A 22060-nucleotide genomic window follows, 5' to 3' on the forward strand; every position below is an offset into this window, starting at 1 on the left:
CGAGCCGGCCCTGGAACCAGTTCCGGATCGCCCTGACCGACGAGTCCGGTGCCCGCCGCCTGGAATACCAGGGCAACTGGCGCGACATCTTCCAGAACTGGGAGGCGCTGGCCTGGTCCTTCCCCGAGTACGCCGAGTACGCCGAGTCGATGGTCACCATTTTTCTCGACGCGACGACCGCCGACGGCTACAACCCGTACCGGATCTCCCGGGCCGGGATCGACTGGGAGGTTCCCGAGCCCGAGGACCCGTGGTCCAACATCGGCTACTGGAGCGACCACCAGATCGTCTACCTGCTCAAGCTGCTCGAAACGTCCCGGCGCTTCCACCCCCGGGCGCCTCGACCCGCTCGTCAACCGGCGGGCCTTCACCCATGCGGACGTGCCGTACCGGATCGCGCCGTATGCGGACATCCTCACGGACCCGTACAAAACCATCACCTTCGATCACGAGCGGCACGGCCTGATCCTCGAGCGGGTCGCCGCCGAGGGCGCGGACGGCCGGCTCGTGCACGGCGCCGACGGCGACCTGGTGCGGGTCACCCTGGCCGAGAAACTGCTGCTGCTCCTGCTTGCGAAGCTGGTCAACCTGGTGCCCGACGGCGGCATCTGGATGACCACCCAGCGCCCGGAGTGGAACGACGCCAACAACGCCCTGGGGGGCCGGGGCCTGTCGGTCGTCACCCTCGCCTACCTCCGCCGCTACCTGGTCCTCCTGCAGGGCCTCCTGACCGTCGACGTGGAGCTGAGCAGCGAACTCGCCGCACTGCTGACCGCGGTGAGCGACGTACTCCTCCGGCACACGGATGCCCTGGCCGGCGGGTTCGGCCCCGAACGCCGCCAGGCCGTCATGGACGGCCTGGGCGTTGCCGGCACCGCCTACCGCGAGCGGGTGTACGCCGGGTTCGGCGGCGACTTGTGGACGGTCGCCGCGGGCGACGTCACCGCGCTGCTCGACCTGGCCCGGCTCTTCGTCGAATCCGGCCTTCGGGCCAACCGGCGCAGCGACGGCCTCGTTCACTCGTACAACGTGCTGGACCTCAGCGCCGACGGCGCCGAGGTGCGGCGGCTGGCGGAGATGCTGGAGGGCCAGGTGGCCATCCTCTCCTCCGGGATGCTCGGAGCGGAGGAGTCGCTGGCCCCGCTCGGGGCTCTCCGCACGAGCCGGCTCTATCGGGCCGACCAGCACAGCTACATCCTGTATCCGGACAAGGACCTGCCCTCCTTCCTCGCGCGCAACACGTTCAGCGCCGAGCGGGCCGACGCCTGCCCCCTGGTCGGCGAGCTCGTCCGGGCCGGGGACCACAGTATCCTCGTGCGTGACCTGCAGGGTGACCTGCACTTCGCCGCAGGCATCCGAAACGCCGGGGGCGTGGCCCGGGAATTGGACCGGCTCAGCCTGGACCCGGAGCTGCGCCCCGGCGTCGAGCGGGGCCGCGCCGAGCTGCTCTCGATCTTCGAGGAGGTGTTCCGGCACGCGGAGTTCACGGGGCGCTCGGGCAGCTTCTTCGCCTACGAGGGGCTCGGCAGCATCTACTGGCACATGGTGTCGAAGCTGCTGCTCGCGGTGCAGGAGACGCTCGAGCGCGCGGTTGCCGAGGGGGCGGACGACGCCACGATCCGTGGCCTGGCCGAGGGCTACGAGGACGTGCGGGCGGGCCTCGGCTACTGCAAGGACCCGGCGACGTACGGCGCGTTCCCGACCGACCCGTACTTGCACACCCCGGCGGGCCAGGGGGCCCGGCAGCCGGGGATGACCGGGCAGGTCAAAGAAGAGGTGCTCACCCGCCTCGGCGAGCTGGGTCTGCGGGTCGAGGACGGTCGTATCCGCCTGCGGCCCACCCTGCTCCGGGCCGACGAGTGGACGACCGAGACCGGCACGTTCGACTACCGGGATGTCCTCGGCCGCCCGTGCACGATCGAGCTGCCCGCGGACGCGTTCGCGTTCACGTTCTGCCAGGTGCCGGTACTGGTGCGCCGGTGCGGGCCGCTCGAGGTGATCGCGCACCTGGACGACGACACGCGGGTGGTCGGGGCCGTCGGCGTGCTGGGCGCGGACCTCAGCGCCGGCATTTTCCGCCGGGAGGGTCTGGTGCGCTCACTCACGGTGACCGTGCCGCGGGAATGATCAGAGCGGCTGTTCCGTTGTCTTGAAGATGCGCATTGTCATTGCAGGTGGACACGGAAAAATCGCTCGTCAGCTGACTCGGGAGCTCGCGAAGGGCGGCCACGAGGTCGTCGGGCTGATCCGGAAGGATGAGTACCGGGCAGATCTGGTCGCCGACGGGGCCGTCCCGGTCGTGATCGACCTCGAGCGGTCCTCGGCTGCCGACGTCGCTCATTACCTGACCGGCGCCGACGTGGCGGTCTTCGCGGCGGGCGCCGGAGCGGGCGGCAGCGACGAGCGCCGGAAGGCCGTCGACCTGGGTGGATCCGTGCTCCTGGCCGACGCGGCCGAGGCCGCCGGCGTTGCCCGGATCGTGCAGATTTCCTCGACCGGCGTGGATTCGGTGCGGAACGGCGCCCGGCCCGCCGAGGTGCCGGCAGACTTCCTCTCCTACCTCCAGGCCAAGCTGGCCGCCGAGGAGGACCTGACGCGCCGCACCCTCTCCTGGACCATCGTCCGCCCCGGCGGGCTGACGGATGACGCCGGCACCGGCCTGGTCCACCTCGCCCGCACCGGGCAGGGCTTCACCGAACCGCGCGGCACGGTCCCCCGGGGCGACGTCGCCGCCGTGCTGGCGGAGCTGATCCGCACCGGAGACGGCGAGCGCGAGACGCTGCACCTGCTGAACGGCGCCGTGCCGGTGGCCGCCGCCGTGGCGACCTTCGCCTGACCCGGAGCCGCACGCGCCCCTGCAGCCCGGCATCCGGACTGCAGGGGCTTTTTGTTGCCTCCGACAATTTGTGAGAGCGCTCTCACAGCACAGCTGAGAGCGAACTCGCATCCATCCATCAGCACGCACACAAGGGAGTGACCCTGAAGCGTTTTCCGCGCAGCTCACTTGCAGTTACAGTCGCCGGCGCAGCATCCTTCGCACTGGTCATGTCCGGCTGTTCAGCCGGCACCGGCGCAGAGCAGTCGAACGACAAGAACGTCAAACTGACCGTCGCCACGTTCAACGAATTCGGCTACGAGGACCTGTTCGCCGAGTACGAAAAAGCGAATCCGACCGTCACGATCACGCACAAGAAGGCCGCCACCACCAATGAGGCCCGCGACAACCTCACCACCCGCCTCGCCGCAGGCAGCGGCCTGAGCGACGTCGAGGCCATCGAGGTCGACTGGCTGCCCGAACTGCTCCAGTACTCCGACCAGTTCGTCGACCTCACCAGCGACGAGGTCAAGGACCGCTGGCTGGACTGGAAGACCAAGGCCGCCACGGATGCCGACGGTCGCCTGATCGCGTACGGAACCGACATCGGCCCGGAGGCCGTCTGCTACCGCTCCGACCTGTTCGCCGCCGCCGGTCTCCCGACCGACCGCGCCGAGGTCGCCGCGCTCCTCGGCGACAGCTGGGACAGCTACTACGCAGCCGGCGACAAGTTCGCCGCTGCCGGCACGAACGTGCCGTGGTTCGACTCGGCCGGAGCCACCTGGCAGGGCGTCATCAACCAGATCCCCAACCCGTATGAGTAAAAAGACGGCTCCATCATCGCCACCGAGAACCCGGAGGTGAAGGCGGCCTACACCAGCGTCCTCAAGGCCAGCAGCACGCAGTCCGCACATCTCGGACAGTGGAGCGACGACTGGACCGCCAGCTTCCAGAACAACGGCTTCGCCACGATGCTCTGCCCGGGCTGGATGCTCGGCGTGATCTCCGGCAACGGTGACGCCTTTCAAGGGCGAGTCCTACTTCGCCATCAACGACGCCATGCAGCAGGCGCTCACCCGGGTCGAAGACGGCACGATGACCGCCGACGAGTCGTGGGCACAGTGGGTCACCGACGTCAAGGCGCTCGGCTAACCAGCACAATCCGCCGGCCGGGCCTGCCGAGATCAGTTCTCGACAGGCCCGGCCCCCGGTCTCGACCGGCAGGGCCGGCAGGGCCACCGGGTCTCGACAAGCTCGACCACTGACTAGCAAGGACTGTTCATGACTACCCCCGCCGTCGCCATCGAGGTGAACGCCCGCAGCATCCGCCGCATCGCCCTCAGCCACAAACTGAGCCGGTGGGATGTGCGCTTCTCGCCCAACCTCTACATCTCCCCCTTCTTCCTCGTCTTCGGGGTCATGGGCCTCTTCCCGCTGCTCTACACGGCGTGGGTGTCGGTGCACGACTGGAACCTGATCGGCGGCCAGGGCGACTTCGTCGGCCTGGAGAACTTCGTCACCGTGCTGAGCCAGGGGTACTTCTGGAACTCCCTCCGCAACACGTTCAGCATCTTTCTGCTCTCGAGCATTCCCCAGGTGCTGGTCGCGCTCGGCATCGCCGCCGTGCTCGACTTCAACCTGCGCGGCAAGACCTTCTGGCGCATGGGCGTGCTCCTGCCCTACGTCGTGGCCCCGGTCGCGGTCGCGCTGATCTTCAACGACCTCTTCGGTGACAAGTTCGGCCTCATCAACAGCGGGATCATGAGCCTCGGGCTCGAGCCCATCCGCTGGCACGTCGACGTGATCCCCAGCCACATCGCCATCGCCACGATGGTGAACTTCCGCTGGACCGGCTACAACGCCCTCATCTTCCTGGCCGCCATGCAGGCCGTGCCGCGCGACTTCTACGAGGCCGCCATCATCGACGGCGCCAACCGCTGGCCCACCTTCTTGTCGATCACCCTGCCGCTGCTGCGCCCGATCATCATCTTCGTCATCCTGACCTCCACGATCGGCGGGCTGCAGATCTTCGACGAGGCGCGCATGTTCGACAATGTGGGCCAGGGCGGGGCCAGTCGCCAGTGGCAGACGCTCACCCTGTACATCTACGAACTCGGCTGGAACCAGCGCAACTTCGGTCGGGCATCCGCCGTGGCCTGGCTGCTCTTCCTGATCATCATCGTGATCGCCGTGGCCAACTTCCTCATCACCCGGCGCATCGCGGGCACCGCTGTCCGCAAGCCGCGCGCACGCGCGAAAGGCATGAAATGAGCAAGACCATCATCGGCGGCCACGACCGTCGCCCCTCGATCTGGGTCTACGGCATCCTGATCGCCGTTCTCCTCGGTTCCGCCTTCCCGATCTGGTGGTCGTTCCTGATCGGCAGCCAGGACGCCTCCGCCCTGAACCAGAACGGCATGATGTGGCTGCCCGGCGGCAACTTCATCGCCAACGCCCTGACCGTCATCGACAGCATCCCGTTCTGGACCGCCCTCGGCAACAGCATCATCGTGTCCTCCGTGGTGACGATCAGCGTCGTCATGTTCTCCACGCTGGCCGGCTACGCGTTCGCCAAGCTCAAGTTCCGCGGCCGGGAAGGGCTGCTCATCTTCGTGATCGCGACCATGGCCGTTCCCACGCAGCTGGGCATCGTGCCCCTGTTCATCGTGATGTCCCGGCTGGGCTGGACCGGCAGCCTCTGGGCCGTCATCGCGCCCGGGATGGTCACCGCGTTCGGCGTGTTCTGGATGACCCAGTACCTGCGTGACGCCCTGCCCGACGAACTGATCGAGGCCGTGCGGATGGACGGCGCCTCCATGATCCGCAGCTTCTGGCACATCGGCCTCCCGGCCGCACGCCCGGCCGCCGCCATGCTGGCCCTGTTCACGTTCATCGGCACCTGGACGAACTTCTTCTGTCCGTTCATCGTGCTGGGCCCGGGCAACCCGACGCTGCCCGTGGCGCTACAGCAGCTGCAGGCCGCCTTCTACGTGGACTACTTGCTCATGCTCGCCCGCGTCGTCTTGTCGATCATCCCGCTAATCCTGGTCTTCATCTTCCTGGGCAAACAGCTCGTCGCCGGCATCATGCAGGGGGCGGTCAAGGGATGACCATGCTCCAACAGCCACCGATCGTGACCGAGAATAAGGCTATGACCACAACGGATGCACGCTCCTTCCCGCCAGAGTTCCTCTTCGGAGCGGCGACGGCCGCGTACCAGATCGAGGGCGCCGCCCACGAAGACGGCCGCACGGACTCGATCTGGGACGCGTTCAGCCGTGTCCCCGGCGCCGTGCTCGGCGCGGAAAACGGCGATGTGGCCTGCGACCACTACCACCGCTACCGGGACGACGTCGCGATGATGAAGGACCTGGGACTGCAGACCTACCGGTTCTCCACCTCCTGGTCACGCGTGCAGCCCGACGGCGGCCCGGTCAACCCGAAGGGGATCGATTTCTACTCCCGCCTGGTCGACGAGCTGCTCGGCGCCGGGATCAAGCCGTGGCTGACCCTCTACCACTGGGACCTGCCGCAGGCGCTCGAGGAGAAGGGCGGCTGGGCCAACCGCGACACCGCCGCCCTGTTCCGGGACTACGCCCTCAACGTGCACGACGCCCTCGGCGACCGCGTGGGCGTGTGGACCACCCTCAACGAGCCGTGGTGCTCCTCCTTCCTCAGCTACACCGGAGGTGTGCACGCCCCGGGCCGGCAGAGTCCCCGCGACGGCCTCGCCGCGGCCCACCACCTCCTGCTGGGCCACGGCCTCACCATCGAGGCGCTCCGCGACCGCGACCCGAAGCTCGAGCTCGGCATCACGCTCAACCTCACCGTCGCCAAGCCGGCCGACCCCACCCGCGCCGGCGATGTCGACGCGGCGCGCCGGATCGACGGGCAGTTCAACCGGGTGTTCCTCGACCCGATCTTCCGCGGCTCCTACCCGGAGGACGTTCTCCAGGACGTCGCCCAGTTCGGCCTGACCGATTTCATCCAGGCCGGCGACCTGGCCCAGATCAGCCAGCCGATCGACACCCTCGGCGTGAACTATTACCACGGCGAGCTGGTCAGCGATCGCCCGGCCGAACATCCGTTGCTCGCCCAGGCCCCGACGAGCCGACCGACCCGGTCGGCGTTCCCCGCCGCCGACGGCGTCTTCAACCACCCGCAGGGACTGCCGCTGACCGCGATGGAGTGGGAAGTGCAGCCCGACGGCCTGCGCGAACTGCTCGTGCACGTGAACACCGAGTACGCCGCACCGGCCGGCACCAGCCTCTACGTGACCGAGAACGGCGCGGCCTTCGACGACGTCGTCGCCGCAGACGGCAGCGTGCCGGATCCCCGGCGCACGGAGTTCCTGAAGGCTCACCTCGGCGCCGTGCTCGACGCCATCGATGAGGGGGTCGGTGTCAAGGGCTACTTCTACTGGTCGCTGATGGACAACTACGAGTGGGCCTGGGGCTACGATAAGCGCTTCGGAATCGTTCGGGTCGACTACGAGACGCAGAAACGCACCGTGAAGGACAGTGGACTCGCCTACGCGGAGATCATCCGCGACCGCGCGCTCTCCTGAGGCGGGGCCGGCGAGGGGTGCGCGAATAGACTGACGCCATGACAACCAGTGTGCGCCAGACGCGTCCCCCGCAGCCCACCCTGGAAATGGTCGCGGAGGTGGCCGGGGTCTCCCGCGCCACGGTGAGCCGGGTCGTGAACGGGTCGACCAGGGTGGGCCCGGAGATCGTCGCCGCGGTCACGACGGCGGTCGAGGAACTCAACTACGTTCCGAACCGGGCGGCCCGCTCCCTCGCCAGCCGCCAGACCCAGGCGCTGGCCCTGGTCGTGCCCGAGGACATGACGCGGTTCTTCGGGGACCCGTACTTCGCGGCGGTCGTGCAGGGCATCACCCGCCGGCTCGACCAGAGTGACTTCACGCTCAACCTGCTGGTCGCGTCGAGCGACCCGCAGCACAAGACCCTGCGGTATCTGCGCTCGGGCAACGTCGACGGCGCCCTGATCATCTCGCACCACACGGGCGACGATTTCGTGGCCGAACTGGAGACCACGATGCCGGTCGTGTTCGGTGGCCGGCCGGCGAACGCGGACAACCTGGAGGCGTACTTCGTCGACGTCGACAACGCGGCCGGCGCGGACCTCGGCACCCAGCGCCTGGTCGACCTCGGCCGCCGCCGGATCGGCACGGTCACCGGGTCGGCCGACATGCCGGCCGGCATCGACCGGCTCACCGGTTTCCTGCGTGCTCTCGAGCGGGCCGGGATCCCGACGGATGCGGTCGAGCACGGCGACTTCACGGTCCAGGGCGGCGCGGCGGCCACCCGTCGCCTCCTGGAACGGTGCCCCGACATCGACGGGCTCTTCGTGGCGAGCGACCTGATGGGCACCGGCGCCCTGGACGTGCTGCGGGAGCACGGCCGATCGGTGCCCGGCGACGTGGCCGTGGTCGGCTTCGACGACAGCCCGGCGGCGACGCGCGGCTCCGTCCCGCTCACCACGGTGAGCCAGCCGTCTGAAGAGATGGGTTTCGCGATGGCGGACGTCCTGCTGCGCCGCCTCGCCGACGACGACGACGACGACGACGACGACGACGACGACGAGAGCGTGCCGCACCGCACCATCATGCCGACCCGACTGGTGCTGCGCGAGTCCGCCTGATCCACTCAGGTCCGCCCACTGTGCCCGTTCCGGTCGAGAGTGCCCGCTCGAGCGGGCACTCTCGACCGGAACGGGCACTTTCGCGGGCACGGGCGGCGCGGGGCGCGGGGCGTCAGGCGAGGGTGCGTCAGGCGAGCTGGGGCATGACCTCGCGGGCGATGAAGTCCAGGTGCTCGAGGTCGGACAGGTCCATGATCTGCAGGTAGACGCACTCGACGCCGTCCTCGGCGAGCAACCCGAGCCGGTCGACGACCTCGGAGGCGGTGCCGGCCACGCCGTGCTCCCGGAGCTCGGCCAGTTCACGGCCCACGGCCGCGGCCCGGCGCGCGAACTCGGCCTCGTCCCGGCCGGCGACGGCGATCAGGGCGGCCGAGTAGACCAGCTCCCGGGGGTCGCGGCCGATGGCCGCGCATGCCGCGCGCACCCCGGCGAACTTGCCGGGGACATCCGTGAACTCGGGGAACGGCAGGTTGAACTCGGTGGCGAAACGGGCCGCCATCGCGGGGGTGCGCTTCGCGCCGCCGCCGCCGACGATCACGGGGATGCGCTCCTGAACGGGCTTGGGCAGGGCGGGCGAGTCGACGAGGGTGTAGTGCTCGCCGGTGAAGCTGTAGCTGCCGCCGACGGGGGTCGACCAGAGCCCGGTGACGATCTCCAGCTGTTCCTCCAGCATGCCGAACCGTCTGGCCGGGAAGGGGATGCCGTAGGCGAGGTGCTCCTGCTCGAACCAGCCGGTGCCGAGCCCCAGTTCGACCCGGCCGCCGGACATCTGGTCGACCTGCGCCACCTGGATGGCGAGGATCCCCGGCGGCCGGTAGGTCACCGAGGAGACCAGGGTGCCCAGGCGGATGCGCTGCGTCTCGCGGGCGAGTCCGGCCAGGGTGGTCCAGGCATCCGTCGGGCCGGGCAGAACGGGGGCCGTGTCGCCCATCGCCAGATAGTGGTCGGAGCGGAAGAACGCGTCGAAGCCGAGGCTCTCCGCGGCCTGCGCGATGGCGAGGATGTCGTCGTAGGAGGCGCCCTGCTGCGGTTCGGTGAAAATGCGGAGTCTCATGCTCCCAGTCTTGTCTCGGCCCCGTCAGCCGCGAAATCCCCGTCAGGCAGGAACTCCACCTCCGGCAGCAGGGCGAACCGGGTGCGCATGACCTGGATCGACTCGGGGTTCTGGTCGACGAGCACGAACCGGCGGCCGAGCGCCGCGGCGACCGCGCCGGTCGTGCCGCTGCCGGCGAAGAAGTCGAGCACCCAGTCCCCCTCGCGGCTGGAAGCCTGGATCATGCGCCGCAGGATGCCGACGGGCTTCTGGGTGGGATACCCGGTCTTCTCCTTGCCGGTGGGCGACACGATCGTGTGCCACCAGACATCCGTCGGCAGCTTGCCCTTCGCGACCTTCTCCGGGGTGACCAGCCCGGGCGCCATGTACGGCTCACGGTCGACCGTGGTGGAGTCGAAGTAGTATCGCGCCGGATTCTTCACGTAGACCAGGATCGTGTCGTGCTTGGTCGGCCAGCGGTTCTTGGACTTGGCGCCGTAGTCGTACGCCCAGATCAGCTCGTTCAGGAAGCAGTCCCGCCCGAAGAGCGCGTCGAGCAGCACCTTCGCGTAGTGCGCCTCCCGGTAGTCCAGGTGCAGGTAGAGCGTGCCGTCGTCGGCAAGCAGGCGCCAGGCCTCGATCAGGCGCGGCTCGAGGAAGGCCCAGTAGTCCTCGAACTGGTCGTCGTAACCGAGCAGGTCACCCTTGATGCGCTCGTAGAGCTGCCCCTTGAACCCGGTGATGGTGCCCGCCGCGCGCGCGCCGAGGGCCACGGACGTCGCCGCGACGCTCGACCGCACCGAGGTCGTGCTCTGCCGGTTCTGTTTGCGCCCCGTGTTGAAGGGCGGGTCCAGGTAGATGAGCGTGAAGGCCTCGTCGGGCAGTCGCGGCAGAACGTCGAGGTTGTTCGCGTGGACGACACGGCTGGCGGAGGACGGGGACCACGCGGTTGGCATTCATTCATTCTGTCAGGCGGCTTAGGCTTGGGACATGACTTCAGACGCAACGGCCACCGAATCGACCCGGGTTGAGTTCCGCCACGAGCCGGCCCAGTCCCGGTACTCGCTCCGCATCAACGAGGAGACCGTCGGATTCGCCGACTACACCGTGACGGGCCCCGACGTGCTGTTCACCCACGTCGAGGTGGACCCGGCCCGGCGCGGCGAGAATCTGGCGAGCCGCCTGGTCGAACAGGCGCTCGACGACGTGCGCACGCGCACCGAGCTCACCGTCGTGCCGGTCTGCCCCTACGTCGTGCGCTGGATCGACAAGCACGCCGAATACCAGGACCTGCTCACGCGGGGCCGGTAGCCGGCTCGGCTCCGGCTTCCGCGGCTCCGGCCTAGGGAACGCGCCCGATCCATTCCTCGGTGCCGAACTTCGTCTCCACGAGTTCCCTCGCCCGGGCGTATTCCGCCTCGGTGATGTCCCCGGACACCGCGCCGTAGAGTCCGGTGAAGGTCTCCTTCATGCGATCGATGATCTCGTCCCGGGTGAGGCCGGTCTGGCTGCGCAGCGGGTCGACCCGCTTGGCGGCGCTCGTGATGCCCTTGTCGCTGAGCTTCTCGCGGCCGATCCGCAGCACCTGCACCATCTTCTCGCCGTCCATGTCGTAGCTCATGGTGACGTGGTGCAGCACGGCGCCGCTGCCGAGGCGTTTCTGCGCCGCCCCGCCGATCTTGCCCTTCGGGCTCGTGATGTCGTTGAGCGGCTGGTAGTACGCGTCGATGCCGAGCGACTGGAGCGCCGTGAGCACCCACTCGTCGAGGAAGGCGTAGGAGTCGGCGAAGGTCATGCCCTGGACCAGGTCGGTGGGCGCGTAGATCGAGTAGGTGATCACCGATCCGGCCTCCATGAACATGGCGCCGCCGCCGCTGATCCGGCGCACGACGGTGAAACCGTGCTTGGTGGCCTGGACCGGGTCGACCTCGTTCTTCAGCGACTGGAAGCTGCCGATCACCACGGCGGGCTCGGTCCATTCCCAGATCCGGAGGGTGGGGCTGCGCCGGCCCTCGCCGACCTCGATCGCGAGCACCTCGTCGAGGGCCATCTGCATCACCGGCGGGACGGCCTTGGAGTGGATCAGCTGCCACTCGTAGTCCCGCCAGCCGCTGGCCTGGGCCAGGGAGCGGCGGATCGCCACCGCCACCGACTCCGGCGAGAAGCCGAGCAGGGTGGCCTGCGCCGGGAGGGCGGCGCGCACGGCGGCGGCGATGCTGACCGCGTCGCTGTCGGCGGCGAGGCCGTTCACCGCCGCGTTGATGTCGCCGAGCGCACTGTCGGGCTCGAGGAAGAAATCACCGGCCAGCCGGAAGTTGACGATCGTGTTCTCGACGACGTCGAGATCGACGACGACGAGCTTGCCGCCTGGGACCTTGTATTCACCGTGCATGAGCCCAGCCTAATCAATCCTCCTAATCAATCCGCCTAATCAACGCCGCCCGCGCCCCGGGGCAGGGGCAGCCGTTCGTTCAACCAGCCGACCAGGTCGGCGACGACCTCGTCCCGGTTCGTCTCGTTGAAGATCTCGTGCCGGGCGCCGGGGTAGACGATGAGACGGATGTCCCGCAGCCCCGACCGCCCGGAGTAGGCCTTCACGAGCATGCGAGCGCTGCGTTCGCCGCCGACGGTGTCGTCGCCGCCGACCAGGATGAGCATCGGCAGGTCTTCCGGCAGCTGCCTCGCCGGGCGGCCGAACAGCCGGGCCGCGTCGCGCAGCCCGAACAGCTTCGCCAGCGGGGTGTTGGTGGTGAGCGGGTCGGCAAGGAAGGCCTCGGCGACCAGCGGGTCGCGGCTGAGCCACTCGACCCCGGTGGTGCCCAGTTTCTTGTGCCGGCGGTTCAGGTCGCCGCCGTCCAGGTAGCCCGGCATCCGGTAGGCGGTGCCGCTGAGCACGACGGCGTCGTAGTCGGCGGCGTGCTCGTTCACGATCATCTGCGCCATGAACGACCCCCAGCTGTGCCCGAGCAGCACGAGGGGCAGCTCGGGGTGGGCGGCGCGGATGATCCCACTGAACTGGTGCACGCCGGCGACGGTCGCCCGAAGCCCGCCCGGGCCCAGGCGGCCGAGCCGGGACAGGTCGCCGCCGTGCTGGTGCACCCCCGTCTGGCCATGGCCGCGGTGGTCGTCGGCGTAGACGGTGTACCCGGCCGCGTTCAACCGGGCGGCGAGCTCCGTGTAGCGCTGGGCGTGCTCACCGACCCCGTGGGCGAGCTGCACGACGGCCCGGGGCCGGTCGACGGCCCAGACGAAGTAGGTGATCGAGACGCCGAAGTCATCCGTGTAGGTAGGCACGGGGTCAGTCTGACAGGAGTCTCCCTGCGCATCTGCTGATTCCTGATCATCTTCCGCCGGCCCTGAACTAAGCTGGGAATACTTAGCAAGGCTAAGTGGTTAGAGTGGGTAGCTATGGAATCTTTGCCGACATCAACCGCGACCGCGCTGGTTGCGCCCGCGACGCCCGCGCCCGCTGCGCCCGCGCCCGCTGCGCCCGCCTCGACCGCGGTGCGACGCACGACGGTCGCGGAGTTGAGCCATGATTTCCGGCTGGCGAACGGCCGGCTGGCCCGGCGCCTGCGCCAGGAGAAGCCCGACAGTGAGCTCAGCAGCAGCCAGTTCTCGGCGCTCGGCTCCCTCTACTTCCACGGCCCGTTCACCCTCCGTGAACTCAGCGAACACGAGCGGGTCACTCCGCCGTCGATGAACCGCACGGTCAACGCCCTGGTCGAGGAGGGCCTGGTGGACCGGGCGGGATCGGTCGATGACGGCCGCAAGGTGGTGCTCACCGTGACGGAGCAGGGACGCACTCTGATGCGCGACACCCGCAAGCGCCGGGATGCCTGGCTCGCCCAGCGCGTCGGCAAGCTGACTCCCGAGCAGCGCCGCGTGCTCGGCGAGGCCATGGAGATCATGAAGGAGCTCACCAACAGTTGAACGCCATGTTCCGCTCCCTGAGCGTCGTGAACTACCGAATCTGGTTCGCCGGCGCACTGGTGTCGAACATCGGAACCTGGATGCAGCGCACCGCCCAGGACTGGATCGTGCTCACCGAGCTGACCGATCACAACGCCACCGCGGTGGGCATCGTGATGGCCCTGCAGTTCGGGCCCCAGCTGGTGCTGATGCCGTGGTCGGGCCTGATCGCGGACCGGTTCGACCGCCGCCGCCTGCTCATCCTCACCCAGAGCCTGATGGGGCTGCTCGCCCTCGGCCTAGGCCTGATCACGGTGACCGGCGTCGCCGAACTCTGGCACGTCTACCTCTTCGCCCTCGGCCTCGGGATCGTCGCGGCGATCGACGCCCCGGCCCGCCAGACCTTCGTCTCCCAGCTGGTCTCCGAGGACAACCTGCCGAATGCCGTGGCCCTCAACTCGGCGTCCTTCAACGGCGCCCGCCTGATCGGCCCGGCCGCCGCCGGTCTGCTCACGGTCGCCGTCGGCGCCGGCTGGGTCTTCCTGATCAACGCCGTGACGTTCGGCGCCACGGTGTTGGCGATGACGCTGCTGCGCACCGGGCAGCTCCGCCGCCAGCCCCGGGCCCCCCGCGAGCGCGGCCAGCTGCTGGGCGGCATCCGTTACGTGTCGCGGCGGCCCGACATCGTCGTCGTGCTGATCACGGTCTTCCTGGTGGGCACGTTCGGCTTCAACTTCGCGATCTTCACCGCGACCATGGCCACGGTCGAGTTCGGGATGGGCGCCAGCGAATTCGGCCTGCTCAGCTCGATCATGGCGATCGGGTCGGTCGCGGGCGCCCTGCTCGCCGCCCGCCGCGGCCGCCCGAGGCTGCGGCTGGTCGTCGCCGGGGCCGGCGCGTTCGGCCTGTCCTGCCTGATTGCGGCGCTGACGCCGAACTACCTGACCTTCGCGATCTCCCTGGCCTTCGTCGGGCTGTCGTCGCTGACCCTGATGACCACCGCGAACGCGTACGTGCAGACCACCACCCGCCCGGCCATGCGCGGCCGGGTGATGGCCCTGTACATGGCGATCTTCGCCGGCGGCACGCCGCTCGGCGCCCCCCTGGTGGGTTGGGTCGCCGACCAATACGGACCGCGCTGGGCGCTGGGCGTGGCGGCCCTGTCCGGGCTCCTGGCCGCCGCGGCCGTGCTGTTCTGGATGGTGAAGTACCGCAGCCTGCGGGTGCGGTACCGTCCGGGCGTGTCGCCCCGGCTCCGCCTGCACCACGACGGCGACGGCCGCGACGCCGAAACGGCCACCCGCGAGATCGCGATCGTCGAGGCGACGGCGACCCGCTAGCCGGGCGCCCGGCTGCCCGGGCGCCGGCTGCCCGGATGCTGCCTAGCGCACGCCGTTCATCAGCCGCAGGATCGGGCGCGCGATCAGGGCGAGCATCAGGCCGATCACGATGGCGACACCGCCAATCACGCTGAAGTACAGGGTCTCCGACACCGACGTGTACCACTCCGCCAGCCACCCGGACACCGCGGTGCCCAGGGCGATCGACAGGAAGAACAGGGCGACCATCTGGGTCTTGAACGGCTCCGGCGCCAGCTTGGTCGTGATGGACAGGCCGACCGGGCCGATCAGCAGTTCCGCCACGGTGAGCACGAACAGGATCGCGATCATGGCCGCCAGCGGGGTGGAGTTCGCGCCGCCGTCGACGAAGGGCAGGAACATCAGGAACGCGACGCCCATCATGCCCGTTCCGAGCGCGAACTTGACCGGGGTGGACGGCTGGCGGGAACCCCAGCGGGTCCACAGCGCGGCGAAGGCGCCCGACAGCAGGATGATGAAGACCGGGTTGAACGACTGGATCCAGGACACCGGGAGCTCCCAGCCGAACACGTCGCGGTTGAGTCGTTCGTCGGTGTAGATGGTGACCACCGTGAACTGCTGCTGCGAGAGGGACCAGAAGGCGGCGCTGGCCACGAACAGCGGCATGAACGCGAAGACCCGCTTGCGTTCGACGGCGGTGATCTGCCGGTTGCGCAGAATCACCACGAAGTAGGAGACGGTGGCCACCAGGGTCAGCGCGATCACGATGGTGACCAGACTGGATGCCGTGATCACGCCGAGCACGCTCAGCACCACGATCAGGGCGATTGCCGCCATAGCGGCGCCGAGGTACGCGGCGTAGCGCGAGGACGGCAGCGGATTCGGCACCTCGTGCACGATGGCCGGCAGCCGCTTGCGGCCGAAGGAGTACTGCACCAGTCCGATCGCCATTCCGACGGCCGCGAGGCCGAAGCCGAAGTGGAAGCCGAGGGTGGTCTGCAGCAGGCCGGTCATGACCGGGCCAAAGAAGGCGCCCAGGTTGATCCCGAGGTAGAAGAGGGAGAAGCCCGCGTCCAGCCGGGGGTCGTCCTTGGCGTAGAGGGAGCCCACCACGCTGGTCGCATTGGCCTTGAGACCGCCGCTGCCGAGCGCGATCAGGATCAGGCCGGTCGCCACCCCGCCGAACCCGGGGAGGAGGGCCAGTGCGACGTGGCCGACCGCGATGATGATCGCGCTGAAGTACAGCACCCGCTCGGAACCCAGGACGCGGTCGGCGACCCAGGCTCCCAGGATGGTCGACAGGTACACGCCGCCGCCGTAGGCGCCGACGATGCCGGCCGCGGTCGTCTGGGGGATCCCCAGCCCGCCGGCGGTCGCCGAGTAGTACAGGTACAACAGCAGGATGCCCTGCATGCCGTAGAAGGAGAAGCGCTCCCACATCTCCACGCCGAAGATGTTGGCGAGTGCACGGGGCTGCCCGAGGAAACTTCGATCTTCTCGGACAGGGGTTTGTTCAACAACCGTGCTCATTGATTGACCTTACCGCGAGCCCCCAGAAATGGGGGCATCGGGCCCGCGCCCCGGCGCAGGGTACGATTTTGCCCAGAACGCTATCGACGAACCCTGGGGGCCGGATTGGACGCACAGTCACTCGCGGCCCTGATCAGCGAGGTCCTGACCCTGGTCGGACTCGTCGTGGGCGCCGCCCTGTTCGCCGCCGGGCTCTTCGTGCGCGGCATCAAGGGCCGCTGGCTGCAGACGGATGGCGTCATCGCCTCCTCGGCATCCGGCACGGTCATCCGCTGGTTCGACACGCACGGCGAGGTGCACGAACGCCCGGCGGACACCCACGAGACGCACCGGCTGCCGCCCGGCGAGGACGTGCCGCTCTGGTTCAACGCGCGCACCCCGTCGCGCTGCCGCACGCACACGCCGGAGTCCGAGGGCAAGGCACTGCGCCTGACCGGTCTGGTCCTGCTGATCGTCGGGGCCGCGTCGGGCGTGCTCGGCATCGTGCTGATGTTCCTCTAGCGAGGCGCCCGGCGGGCAGATGCGCGCCGGCAGATGCGCGCCGATTTGATTGACCCGGCGCTTGTCCGACCCGGCCGAAAGGGCGATGCTAGGGGAATCCGGGCGCCCGGCATCCGTGCTGCCCGCACCCATCGATGCTCCGTCGACGCTCCACCGAGAGAGGCACCATATGCGCAAGATTCTCATCCTGACCGGGGACGCAGCCGAGACGCTCGAGGTCTTCTACCCGTACCAGCGCCTGCTCGAGGCCGGCTACGAGGTGCACATCGGGGCACCGGAGAAAAAGAAGCTCCAGTTCGTGGTGCACGACTTCGTGGACGGCTTCGACACCTACACGGAGAAGCTCGGCCACACCTGGGACGCCGACGTGGCGTTCGCGGACGTCGACCCCGCCGACTATGTCGCCATCGTGGTTCCGGGCGGCCGCGCCCCCGAGTACATCCGCAACGACGAGGACGCCAAGCGGATCGTGCGCCACTTCTTCGAGAAGAACGCCCCGGTGGCCGCGCTCTGCCACGGCCCGATGCTGCTGGCCGCCGCCGGTGTGCTGACGGGACGCACCAGTTCCGCCTACCCGGCGCTCGCGATCGACGTCGAACTCGGCGGCGGCATCTTCGAGGACGGTGCGGGCGTCGTCGACGGCAACCTCGTCTCCGGCCGCGCCTGGCCGGACCACCCCACCTGGATGCGTGAGTTCATGAAACTGCTGGCGGCGTCCGACGCGACCCGGCCGGAGCCGCTTCTGGAAGCGGTGAACTGAGCCGCGCCGCCTGAGCTGCTAGGGCCTGGGGGCGGGGGCCAGGTGTTCGCCGAAGAACGCTTCGATCCGCTGCCAGGCATCGGCGGCGGCTTCGGGGTCTGGCCCGGCCCCCAGGATGCGCTTGAGCACGAAACGCAGCGCCACCGGTCCGCTTTCGGCGTCGTTGAGGAAGGCATGCCCGGCATCCGGGTATTCCACCACGTCGTGCGGGATGCGCAGCCTGGTCAGTGCGGACTCGAGCGCGGCGGCGGCGCCCTTCAGTGACCGGTCGGCGCCACCGAAGCTGCCCACGACCGGGCACGCACCCGCCAGGGCGTCGTCGAGGTCCCGGGGCAGGCGCCCGTAATTGACGGATGCCGCGTCGAAGCCGCGTGTGGCGGCCGCCAGCGCGAACCCGCCGCCCATGCAGAAGCCGAGCACGCCGACCGCCCCAGAGCAGTCGTCCCGGCGGATCAGGAACTGGCGGGCGGATTCGATGTCGACGAAGGCGCGGCCCCGCCCCGACTGCAGGGCACGGAACGTGCCGGTCAGGCACTTGCGCGCGCCGCCCTCGGTGAAGAGGTCCGGCATCAGCGCGAGGTAGCCGGCCTCGGCCATCCGGACCACCTGGCGGCGCATCACGTCGTTCAGGCCGAACGCCTCGTGCACGAGCACGACCCCGGGCCAGGGCCCCGGGCCGGCCGGCACGCCGAGGAGCGCCTTCAGGCCGGCGCTGCCGCCGGGCCGGGCCGGAAGCTGCAGGTCGATGGTTTCAGGAGCGGTGTTCTCGGTCATGGGGACGGCCTCCCTGGCTGACTGAAACCCTAGCCGGTGCAGCCGGGCGCGCTCGTCGTTCACCTGCGGGACAGGTGGCCGCACCATCCCGGCCACGTCCGATTCCTACCGTGGACGCGGGGCCGCGCCACGCCGCCCCGATCGAGCCACACCAGGGGGGATCTCTTCATGCGCACAATCCTTGTTTCCGCGGCACTCACCGCCGTGCTCGCCACCACCATCGCCGGGACGGCCCTGGCCTCACCGGCCACGGCCGCACCGGCCGACCCGGCACCGTCCGAATCCGCACCGTCGGCACCGTCGACGCCGTCGGCGGAGAGGTCCGGCTCGGCCGGCCAGCCGCTCCGCACCAACGAGCGCAACGGCTCGTTCGACCTGCAATCCCACCGCGGCGGCCGCGGCGAGTGGACCGAGGAATCGCTCACCGCCTTCTCCCGATCGCTCGAACTCGGCGTCAGCACGCTGGAACTGGACACTCACCTGACCCGCGACGACCAGGTGGTGGTCTGGCACGACGACATCATGACGACGAGCAAATGCGCCGACACCGCCCCCACCTTCGCCGGCGACCCGGCCTTCCCGTACGCCGGCGACCGGGTGCGCGATCTGACTCTGGCCGAGATCGCCACCCTGGACTGCGGCTATCAGCAGTTGCCCGGCTTCCCCGAGCAGGCGAACACTCCCGGAAACCGGATCGCCACGCTCTCCGACGTGTTCGACCTCGTCCACGGCTACGACGCCCGCAAGGTGCACCTGAACATCGAGACCAAGGTGGAGGTGGCCGGTCCGGCCGGGACCGACGAGATGGCGGCCCTCACCCGCGCGGTCGTCGGCGAGATCGAGGCCTCCGGGCTGGCGGACCGGTCGATCCTGCAGAGCTTCGACTGGGCATCGTTGAACCTGACCCGGGAGATCGCCCCGGACCTCACCCTCGCCGCCCTCTCCAGCGGGGACGCCTGGCTGGGCGTCGACCAGCCCGGAATGAGCCCCAACCTGGGCGGCATCGACATCGACTCCTACGACGGCTCGCTGGCCCGCGCCGCCCAGGCGCAGGGGTACGACATCGTCTCCCCGGTCTTCACGTCGGTGACCCCGGCCATGATCGCCGACGCCCACGCGGCGGGACTGCCGGTCATCCCCTGGACGGTCAACCAGGCCGCGGACATCACCGCCCTGCTCGACCTCGGCGTCGACGGCCTGATCACCGACTACCCGACCCGGCTCCGAACGGTCCTCGGCGAGCGCGGGCTGAAGCTGCCGACGGCCTACACGCGGTAGCAGCGCGATAGCAGCGCGATAGCAGCGCGATAGCAGCAGCGCGATAGCAGCAGCGCGATAGCAGCGCCGCTGCGAACCGGCAGCGAAAGCGCGTCCGGCCTCTGGCGCCGGCCGGGCGCCACCCTGTAGCATGTGGTCGGACCACAGCGGCGGCACGTCCGTCGCCGCTGCCGTCGGCCGCATCCCATCAGCATCCCATCAGCACCCCACCCCACCCCACTGTCGAGGAGGAGCCCGTGAGCATCGAGCCCCGTGCCTGGGAAATCGTGCTGCAGAGCATCGAATCGGATCTGCTCAGCGGGCGGCTGCGGCCCGGCGACCACCTCCAGCCCGAACGGGCCCTCGCGGCGGACCTCGGGGTGGGCCGCTCCAGTGTTCGCGAGGCGATTCGCGTGCTCGAGGTGCTCGGTCTGCTGCGCACCGCGGTCGGAAGCGGCCCCTCGGCCGGAGCCATCATCGTCGCACTGCCCGGCGGCGGCATGGCGGCGCTGATGCGCCTGCAGGTGGCCGCGCAGGGTTTCCCGGTGATCGACGTGGTCAAAACCCGGCTCGTGCTCGAGGCGTCGGTCGTGACCGAGCTGGCCGAGGCATCCGCCCTCTCCCAGACGACCATGGACGCCAACGCCTCCCTCCGACCCGATCTGACGGCGGCCCTGCAGCTGCTGGCCGCGATGGACTCCCGTGACCTGACCGAGGCCGAGTTCCTCGCCCTCGACGCCGAGTTCCACCTCGCGCTGGCGGAGGCCTCCGGCAACCAGGTGGTCACCGCCACGATGGCCGGGCTCCGCAGCACGATCGAGGCGTATGTGCAGGACGGGGCGTCGAGCCTCGCTTCGTGGACCGACACCTCCGCCCGCCTCCGCACCGAACACCGCGCCGTGCTCTCCGCGATCGAGGCGGGCGATGCCGAGGCCGCCCGCAGCCTGGTGACGAGCCACATCGCGGGCTACTACGCCGAAACGCAGCCGAACCCCCAGCCCACAGACCAGCACACGGATGCCCCCGGGCGGCCGGCGGCCCCGACAGAACGGACAGCCTGACCATGGTTCAGCGACGGATCCCCCGGATCAAAGACCTCGCACCCTTGATGCAGTTCAAGGCACCCGAGCTGAACGCGAAGAAGCGCCGGCTCGAAAGCGCCCTGACCATCTACGACCTGCGGGCCATCGCCAAGCGGCGCACCCCCAAGGCCGCGTTCGACTACACCGACGGCGCGGCCGAGGCCGAGATCTCCCTCAAGCGCGCCCGCCAGGCCTTCGAGGACATCGAATTCCACCCGTCGATCCTGCGGGACGTCTCGACCGTCTCCACCGGCTGGGACGTGCTCGGCGCCCCCGTCGCCCAGCCGTTCGGCATCGCACCGACCGGTTTCACCCGGATGATGCAGACCGAGGGCGAGATCGCCGGGGCGCACGCGGCGGCCAGGGCAGGCATCCCGTTCTCGCTGTCGACCATGGGCACCACGGCGATCGAGGACGTCAAGGCGGCCAACCCGAACGGACGCAACTGGTTCCAGCTGTACATGTGGCGGGACCGCGACCGCTCGATGGCGCTCGTCGACCGGGCCGCGAAGGCCGGCTTCGACACCCTGCTGGTGACCGTGGATGTGCCGATCTCCGGCGCCCGGCTGCGCGACAAGCGCAACGGCTTCTCAATCCCGCCGGCCCTGACCGCGGGCACGGTCCTCAACGCGCTGCCGCGCCCGGAGTGGTGGGTCAACTTCCTCACCACCGAACCGCTCGCCTTCGCGTCCCTCGACCGCTGGAGCGGCACGGTCGGCGACCTGCTCGACACCATGTTCGACCCCACCGTGACCTTCGAGGACCTGGCCTGGATCAAGGCGCAGTGGCCGGGCAAGCTCGTCGTCAAGGGCGTGCAGAACGTGGCGGATGCGCGCACGCTCGCCGGCCTCGGCGTGGACGGCATCCTCCTCTCCAACCACGGCGGCCGCCAGCTCGACCGGGCGCCGGTCCCGTTCCACCTGCTGCCGCAGGTGGTGCGCGAGGTGGGCACCGACCTCGAGGTGCATCTGGACACGGGCATCATGAACGGCGCGGACATCGTCGCCGCCGTGGCGCTCGGCGCCCGGTTCACCCTGATCGGCCGCGCCTACCTCTACGGCCTGATGGCCGGCGGCGAGGCCGGCGTCGACCGGGCGATCGAGATCCTGTCCGAGCAGGTGTCGCGCACCATGCGGCTGCTCGGCGTGAAGTCCCTCGAGGAGCTCGAGCCCGGGCACGTCACGCAGCTCGCGCGCCTCGGCCGGATCGCGCCGCCGGTGGCGGCATCCGTGCCGCAGTAGCTCAGTTCCCGCCGAGTTCGCCAGTTGCGGTCGAGTTCGACCCGCGGAACTGGCGAACTCGACCGGAATCGCCGACTTCGGCGGCGCAGCGCCTGCCGTGGGAGTGGGAGTGGGTGCGGGGTGGGTGCGGGGTGGGTGCGGGGTGGGTGCGGGGTGCGGGGTGGGTGCGGGG

The 22060-nt window shown here is 69.5% G+C and carries 22 protein-coding genes; 16 read left to right on the top strand and 6 right to left on the bottom strand.

What is annotated here, in order from left to right; all coding sequences use genetic code 11:
* Positions 1 to 381: 381 nt before the first annotated feature.
* From E3T42_RS10430 to E3T42_RS10460, 8 genes are all read left to right on the top strand, one after another.
* Positions 382 to 2127, top strand: a complete 1746-nt coding sequence (locus E3T42_RS10430) for a hypothetical protein (protein ID WP_134402973.1) — start codon at positions 382 to 384, stop codon at positions 2125 to 2127.
* A gap of 28 nt (positions 2128 to 2155) precedes the next feature.
* Positions 2156 to 2836: an NAD(P)H-binding protein gene (locus tag E3T42_RS10435; RefSeq protein WP_134402974.1), complete on the top strand. Its 681-nt coding sequence runs from the start codon at positions 2156 to 2158 to the stop codon at positions 2834 to 2836.
* A 209-nt stretch (positions 2837 to 3045) separates the two neighbouring features.
* A complete protein-coding gene (locus tag E3T42_RS17640) occupies positions 3046 to 3639 on the top strand; it encodes an extracellular solute-binding protein (RefSeq protein WP_370262247.1) in 594 nt (197 codons plus the stop codon).
* Between the two features lie 190 nt (positions 3640 to 3829).
* Positions 3830 to 3967: a hypothetical protein gene (locus E3T42_RS17645; RefSeq protein ID WP_370262250.1), complete on the top strand. Its 138-nt coding sequence runs from the start codon at positions 3830 to 3832 to the stop codon at positions 3965 to 3967.
* A 129-nt stretch (positions 3968 to 4096) separates the two neighbouring features.
* Positions 4097 to 5086: a carbohydrate ABC transporter permease gene (locus E3T42_RS10445; protein ID WP_134366948.1), complete on the top strand. Its 990-nt coding sequence runs from the start codon at positions 4097 to 4099 to the stop codon at positions 5084 to 5086.
* Positions 5083 to 5925 carry a carbohydrate ABC transporter permease gene (locus tag E3T42_RS10450; protein WP_134402975.1) on the top strand — a complete coding sequence of 281 codons (843 nt, stop codon included), beginning with the start codon at positions 5083 to 5085 and terminating at the stop codon, positions 5923 to 5925. The genes E3T42_RS10445 and E3T42_RS10450 overlap by 4 nt, the downstream gene beginning before the upstream one ends.
* 41 nt (positions 5926 to 5966) lie before the next feature.
* A complete protein-coding gene (locus tag E3T42_RS10455) occupies positions 5967 to 7382 on the top strand; it encodes a GH1 family beta-glucosidase (RefSeq protein ID WP_166787213.1) in 1416 nt (471 codons plus the stop codon).
* Between the two features lie 38 nt (positions 7383 to 7420).
* Positions 7421 to 8479 (top strand): LacI family DNA-binding transcriptional regulator, encoded by a 1059-nt coding sequence (locus E3T42_RS10460; protein WP_134366942.1) that lies wholly within the window; start codon positions 7421 to 7423, stop codon positions 8477 to 8479.
* Positions 8480 to 8606: 127 nt separating this feature from the next.
* On the opposite strand, the gene E3T42_RS10465 is transcribed toward E3T42_RS10460, so the two are convergent.
* Positions 8607 to 9533, bottom strand: a complete 927-nt coding sequence (locus tag E3T42_RS10465; protein ID WP_134402976.1) for an LLM class F420-dependent oxidoreductase — start codon at positions 9531 to 9533, stop codon at positions 8607 to 8609.
* Positions 9530 to 10468 carry a site-specific DNA-methyltransferase gene (locus E3T42_RS10470; protein WP_134366938.1) on the bottom strand — a complete coding sequence of 313 codons (939 nt, stop codon included), beginning with the start codon at positions 10466 to 10468 and terminating at the stop codon, positions 9530 to 9532. The genes E3T42_RS10465 and E3T42_RS10470 overlap by 4 nt, the downstream gene beginning before the upstream one ends.
* Positions 10469 to 10502: 34 nt before the next feature.
* On the opposite strand from E3T42_RS10470, the gene E3T42_RS10475 reads away from it, so the two are divergent.
* Positions 10503 to 10823 carry a GNAT family N-acetyltransferase gene (locus E3T42_RS10475; protein ID WP_134366936.1) on the top strand — a complete coding sequence of 107 codons (321 nt, stop codon included), beginning with the start codon at positions 10503 to 10505 and terminating at the stop codon, positions 10821 to 10823.
* Between the two features lie 31 nt (positions 10824 to 10854).
* On the opposite strand, the gene E3T42_RS10480 is transcribed toward E3T42_RS10475, so the two are convergent.
* A complete protein-coding gene (locus E3T42_RS10480) occupies positions 10855 to 11904 on the bottom strand; it encodes a biotin/lipoate A/B protein ligase family protein (RefSeq protein ID WP_134402977.1) in 1050 nt (349 codons plus the stop codon).
* Positions 11905 to 11939: 35 nt separating this feature from the next.
* A complete protein-coding gene (locus E3T42_RS10485) occupies positions 11940 to 12806 on the bottom strand; it encodes an alpha/beta fold hydrolase (RefSeq protein ID WP_134402978.1) in 867 nt (288 codons plus the stop codon).
* 114 nt (positions 12807 to 12920) lie between these two features.
* On the opposite strand from E3T42_RS10485, the gene E3T42_RS10490 reads away from it, so the two are divergent.
* Positions 12921 to 13445, top strand: a complete 525-nt coding sequence (locus E3T42_RS10490) for a MarR family winged helix-turn-helix transcriptional regulator (protein WP_134402979.1) — start codon at positions 12921 to 12923, stop codon at positions 13443 to 13445.
* A 5-nt stretch (positions 13446 to 13450) separates the two neighbouring features.
* Entirely contained in the window at positions 13451 to 14764 is a 1314-nt protein-coding gene (locus E3T42_RS10495) for an MFS transporter (protein ID WP_134366543.1), read from the top strand.
* Positions 14765 to 14806: 42 nt separating this feature from the next.
* Here E3T42_RS10495 and E3T42_RS10500 read toward each other — a convergent pair whose 3' ends face one another.
* The gene (locus tag E3T42_RS10500) at positions 14807 to 16273 is read right to left on the bottom strand and encodes a peptide MFS transporter (protein ID WP_134366542.1); all 1467 of its coding nucleotides are present in this window, start codon (positions 16271 to 16273) and stop codon (positions 14807 to 14809) included.
* A 105-nt stretch (positions 16274 to 16378) separates the two neighbouring features.
* On the opposite strand from E3T42_RS10500, the gene E3T42_RS10505 reads away from it, so the two are divergent.
* The gene (locus E3T42_RS10505) at positions 16379 to 16774 is read left to right on the top strand and encodes a sortase (RefSeq protein WP_134366541.1); all 396 of its coding nucleotides are present in this window, start codon (positions 16379 to 16381) and stop codon (positions 16772 to 16774) included.
* A 169-nt stretch (positions 16775 to 16943) separates the two neighbouring features.
* Positions 16944 to 17534: a DJ-1/PfpI family protein gene (locus E3T42_RS10510; protein ID WP_134366540.1), complete on the top strand. Its 591-nt coding sequence runs from the start codon at positions 16944 to 16946 to the stop codon at positions 17532 to 17534.
* An 18-nt stretch (positions 17535 to 17552) separates the two neighbouring features.
* Here E3T42_RS10510 and E3T42_RS10515 read toward each other — a convergent pair whose 3' ends face one another.
* The gene (locus E3T42_RS10515) at positions 17553 to 18308 is read right to left on the bottom strand and encodes a dienelactone hydrolase family protein (RefSeq protein ID WP_134366539.1); all 756 of its coding nucleotides are present in this window, start codon (positions 18306 to 18308) and stop codon (positions 17553 to 17555) included.
* A 168-nt stretch (positions 18309 to 18476) separates the two neighbouring features.
* Here E3T42_RS10515 and E3T42_RS10520 point away from each other — a divergent pair, with 168 nt between their 5' ends.
* From E3T42_RS10520 to E3T42_RS10530, 3 genes are all read left to right on the top strand, one after another.
* A complete protein-coding gene (locus E3T42_RS10520; protein WP_134366538.1) occupies positions 18477 to 19586 on the top strand; it encodes a glycerophosphodiester phosphodiesterase family protein in 1110 nt (369 codons plus the stop codon).
* A 236-nt stretch (positions 19587 to 19822) separates the two neighbouring features.
* Positions 19823 to 20626 (top strand): FadR/GntR family transcriptional regulator, encoded by an 804-nt coding sequence (locus tag E3T42_RS10525; RefSeq protein ID WP_198416032.1) that lies wholly within the window; start codon positions 19823 to 19825, stop codon positions 20624 to 20626.
* A gap of 2 nt (positions 20627 to 20628) precedes the next feature.
* Positions 20629 to 21888, top strand: coding sequence for an alpha-hydroxy acid oxidase (locus tag E3T42_RS10530; protein WP_134366537.1), 1260 nt, complete (start codon positions 20629 to 20631; stop codon positions 21886 to 21888).
* Positions 21889 to 22060: the final 172 nt, after the last annotated feature.

The organism is Cryobacterium sp. TMT4-10 (genome assembly GCF_004403275.1).
GTDB classification, from domain to species: Bacteria; Actinomycetota; Actinomycetes; order Actinomycetales; family Microbacteriaceae; genus Cryobacterium; species Cryobacterium shii.

Bases quoted from the DNA above. Each gene is read 5' to 3' on its own strand.
- E3T42_RS10435 (WP_134402974.1), top strand. From the start codon at position 2,156: ATGCGCATTGTCATTGCAGGTGGACACGGAAAAATCGCTCGTCAGCTG.
- E3T42_RS17640 (WP_370262247.1), top strand. From the start codon at position 3,046: ATGTCCGGCTGTTCAGCCGGCACCGGCGCAGAGCAGTCGAACGACAAG.
- E3T42_RS10445 (WP_134366948.1), top strand. From the start codon at position 4,097: ATGACTACCCCCGCCGTCGCCATCGAGGTGAACGCCCGCAGCATCCGC.
- E3T42_RS10450 (WP_134402975.1), top strand. From the start codon at position 5,083: ATGAGCAAGACCATCATCGGCGGCCACGACCGTCGCCCCTCGATCTGG.
- E3T42_RS10455 (WP_166787213.1), top strand. From the start codon at position 5,967: ATGACCACAACGGATGCACGCTCCTTCCCGCCAGAGTTCCTCTTCGGA.
- E3T42_RS10460 (WP_134366942.1), top strand. From the start codon at position 7,421: ATGACAACCAGTGTGCGCCAGACGCGTCCCCCGCAGCCCACCCTGGAA.
- E3T42_RS10465 (WP_134402976.1), bottom strand. From the start codon at position 9,533: ATGAGACTCCGCATTTTCACCGAACCGCAGCAGGGCGCCTCCTACGAC.
- E3T42_RS10470 (WP_134366938.1), bottom strand. From the start codon at position 10,468: ATGCCAACCGCGTGGTCCCCGTCCTCCGCCAGCCGTGTCGTCCACGCG.
- E3T42_RS10475 (WP_134366936.1), top strand. From the start codon at position 10,503: ATGACTTCAGACGCAACGGCCACCGAATCGACCCGGGTTGAGTTCCGC.
- E3T42_RS10480 (WP_134402977.1), bottom strand. From the start codon at position 11,904: ATGCACGGTGAATACAAGGTCCCAGGCGGCAAGCTCGTCGTCGTCGAT.
- E3T42_RS10490 (WP_134402979.1), top strand. From the start codon at position 12,921: ATGGAATCTTTGCCGACATCAACCGCGACCGCGCTGGTTGCGCCCGCG.
- E3T42_RS10495 (WP_134366543.1), top strand. From the start codon at position 13,451: ATGTTCCGCTCCCTGAGCGTCGTGAACTACCGAATCTGGTTCGCCGGC.
- E3T42_RS10500 (WP_134366542.1), bottom strand. From the start codon at position 16,273: ATGAGCACGGTTGTTGAACAAACCCCTGTCCGAGAAGATCGAAGTTTC.
- E3T42_RS10510 (WP_134366540.1), top strand. From the start codon at position 16,944: ATGCGCAAGATTCTCATCCTGACCGGGGACGCAGCCGAGACGCTCGAG.
- E3T42_RS10515 (WP_134366539.1), bottom strand. From the start codon at position 18,308: ATGACCGAGAACACCGCTCCTGAAACCATCGACCTGCAGCTTCCGGCC.
- E3T42_RS10520 (WP_134366538.1), top strand. From the start codon at position 18,477: ATGCGCACAATCCTTGTTTCCGCGGCACTCACCGCCGTGCTCGCCACC.
- E3T42_RS10530 (WP_134366537.1), top strand. From the start codon at position 20,629: ATGGTTCAGCGACGGATCCCCCGGATCAAAGACCTCGCACCCTTGATG.